The 2562-nt window shown below is 33.0% G+C and carries 2 protein-coding genes; one reads left to right on the forward strand and one right to left on the reverse strand.

All coding sequences use genetic code 11. From position 1 onward, the window contains the following. Window positions 1-437: 437 nt before the first annotated feature. Window positions 438-1274 carry a DegV family protein gene (locus RQ893_RS09075; RefSeq protein WP_311482683.1) on the forward strand — a complete coding sequence of 279 codons (837 nt, stop codon included), beginning with the start codon at window positions 438-440 and terminating at the stop codon, window positions 1272-1274. A 73-nt stretch (window positions 1275-1347) separates the two neighbouring features. Here the strand turns inward: RQ893_RS09075 and RQ893_RS09080 are convergent, their stop codons facing one another. After that, entirely contained in the window at window positions 1348-2250 is a 903-nt protein-coding gene (locus tag RQ893_RS09080) for a YegS/Rv2252/BmrU family lipid kinase (RefSeq protein ID WP_311482684.1), read from the reverse strand. Window positions 2251-2562: the final 312 nt, after the last annotated feature.

Genomic DNA, 2562 nt, shown 5'->3' on the forward strand with positions numbered 1-2562 from the left:
GCTCATTCACAAAGTGGATATAAAAATCTATTAAGCCTCCACCTAAAACAACAAAAAAAGAAAGGAAGTGATAAAAATGGCAGACAGTTTTCATTTTTCAGTAAACATAATATCAAGAGGAAAAGGAAAAAAGTGCAGTAGCAAGTGCAACATATATAAAAAGAAATAAGCCATAAGTAAAAATTGAAATGTGAATAAAATGTACCAGCCAAAACTTATGCTAGGAATTGGTTGGTACATTTTTATTTATGAAATGTAGTACTTATTTATTAAGCATCAATTGAGAAAATATCTTTTGATTCTTGACAATATAAGCTTTAAAGATAAAATGAATACAATCTAGTTATGAAAACTAGATAAAAAATTTAAAGAAGCACAGCGGGTGGTTTAAAATTATAAATCACTCGGTCAATAATAGAAAAGGTATAAGGGTTATTATGGAAAAGATTGCAATATTAACAGACTCAGCTAGCAACATAAGAGAAGATTTAGAAAAGGGAATTTTTGTAGTACCCTTGTATGTAAATTTTGAAAATGAATCTAAGAAGGATTTGGTAGAGATAAGTCCCAAAGAGCTTTTTGCGAGGATTGATGAGAAGCCATACACCTCAGCACCTTCAATTGATGATTATTTAGAAAAAATTAAACTGATAAGAAGTATGGGCTATGGTAAAATCCTCGCCATTGGTGTTTCTCAAAGCTTGTCTGGTTCCTATAATGTTATGAGGCTTGCTTTAGAAAATGAAGATATTGACTATGCCCTTATAGATAGTAAAAATATTACCATGACTGAGGGACTCTTGGTAAAATATGCACAAAACTTAGTCGCAGAAGGTGTGAACCTTGATAAGCTTAGGGAAATAGTTACAGAAAAGATTAAAGATTTAAGACTATTAGCAAGTGTAAGTGACTTAAAATATCTCATAAGAGGTGGGAGATTAAGTGCTGTAGAGGGGGCGATAGGAGGAACTTTGAGGATTAATCCAGTCCTTACCCTAGATGAAAATGGGAGTATAGCTAATTTTAAGTCAGTAGTAGGCAAGAAAAGGGCTATAAACTTTATAGTAAAGGAAACAAGAAAAGCTTTGGAAAATGTTGATAATTATTACCTAGCTCTTGCCTATGGGGAAGATCCTGAAGATATAAGAGAAATAAAGGAAAAATTGGGAGATTTAATAAGTAAGGCTTCTTTATATATAGAATCTCCAGTCACAGCTGTCCTCGGCAACCACTCTGGACCTAGTACCTATGTAGTAAGTTTTCTAAAAATATAAATTTTGTATAAGAAAAAACTGATTCTAAAATCTTTATATAAGAGTAGGATCAGTTTTTTTATAGATATGGTTGTCAATCAAACATTACCCAGTCGATAGCTTTTGGTATTATTTCAAAAATTATTTCCTTAGTTTCAAAAATTTCTCCATCAGCGTTGGCAAGAAAATTTTTGTCAGACCTTATAGTGCCAGATTTCACTTTTATTTCTCTGAGGTATTTGCTTGCCTGGTGGAGGCCTTTTTTGTATTTGATAATCATGGATGGGAGTTTAAATAGGGGGATTTTTTCAGCCAAGACGAGGTTTAGGTAGCCATCATCTATTTTTGCTTCTGGGGCTGGATTAAAACCTGACCCATAAAAACCACCGTTACATAGGGCTGAAATGAGGTATTCACCCTTGATTTGAAAATTTGACCCATCTATTAGCTTTAGATCAAATTTTAAATTTTCGTAAGTAATATTTGTTAGGCTCCTGATTGTTGCCTTAGTGTAGGCAGTCTTTCCTAGATTGGGATTTTTTTCTAAATATTTATAGGCCCTATCCAAGACTTGGGTATCAAAGCCAAGGCTTGTGACGTTTATAGAATAAAAGTCATTAATCTTGATAAGGTCAATTTTTTTGGTTGTAAAATTTAAAAGTGAATTGAGTGTGAAATTTTTGTAGTCAAAGTTTTTGGCAAAGTCATTTCCAGTGCCGGTTGGAATAAGGCCTATGGTCATATTTTTGCCGTAAGCCACGTTGACAAGCTCATTTAAAGACCCATCACCGCCACAAATTATAACGATTTTTTCGTCATATTTGAGACTGTCAAAGGCGTCAATCAAAAAATGGGTGTGGTTTTTATACCTGGTGTTTACAACTTCTATCTCAGAAAGTCTACCCACCCTCCTAAAAGTTTCCTCAATATCTTCTTTTCTTATGTCAAATTCTGTCTTACCAGCCTTTGAGTTAATAATAAATAAAATCTTTCTCATAGTAATTCCTATTAGGACTATACTAATTTATGGGGGTAAAACAATTTTAAATATATAGATAATAATTGATTGCAGTATAGGCTGACTATGAATTTAATCAAGGCTAGGTAAATAAGATGGGATATTGTTGGTAAGAGTCAAAGTATACATAGAAAATTATTAATCAAGACTATCTGAAATGAAGAGCCAGTTCATAAGTAGCAAATGTTCCTTTAAAAAGTTTTGCAGTTGGCATTAGAATTAAAAAAACTCCTCCAAATGACCTGAACCCCAAAATCCGGAATACGGATGGAGGGGTTTTTGTATGCCAAA

Origin of the sequence: uncultured Anaerococcus sp., from assembly GCF_963510915.1 — a bacterium.
In the GTDB taxonomy this organism is placed as follows: Bacteria; Bacillota; Clostridia; order Tissierellales; family Peptoniphilaceae; genus Anaerococcus.

Excerpts from the sequence above, each read along its gene's own strand:
- RQ893_RS09080 (WP_311482684.1), bottom strand. The coding sequence starts at position 2,250 with ATGAGAAAGATTTTATTTATTATTAACTCAAAGGCTGGTAAGACAGAA.
- RQ893_RS09075 (WP_311482683.1), top strand. The coding sequence starts at position 438 with ATGGAAAAGATTGCAATATTAACAGACTCAGCTAGCAACATAAGAGAA.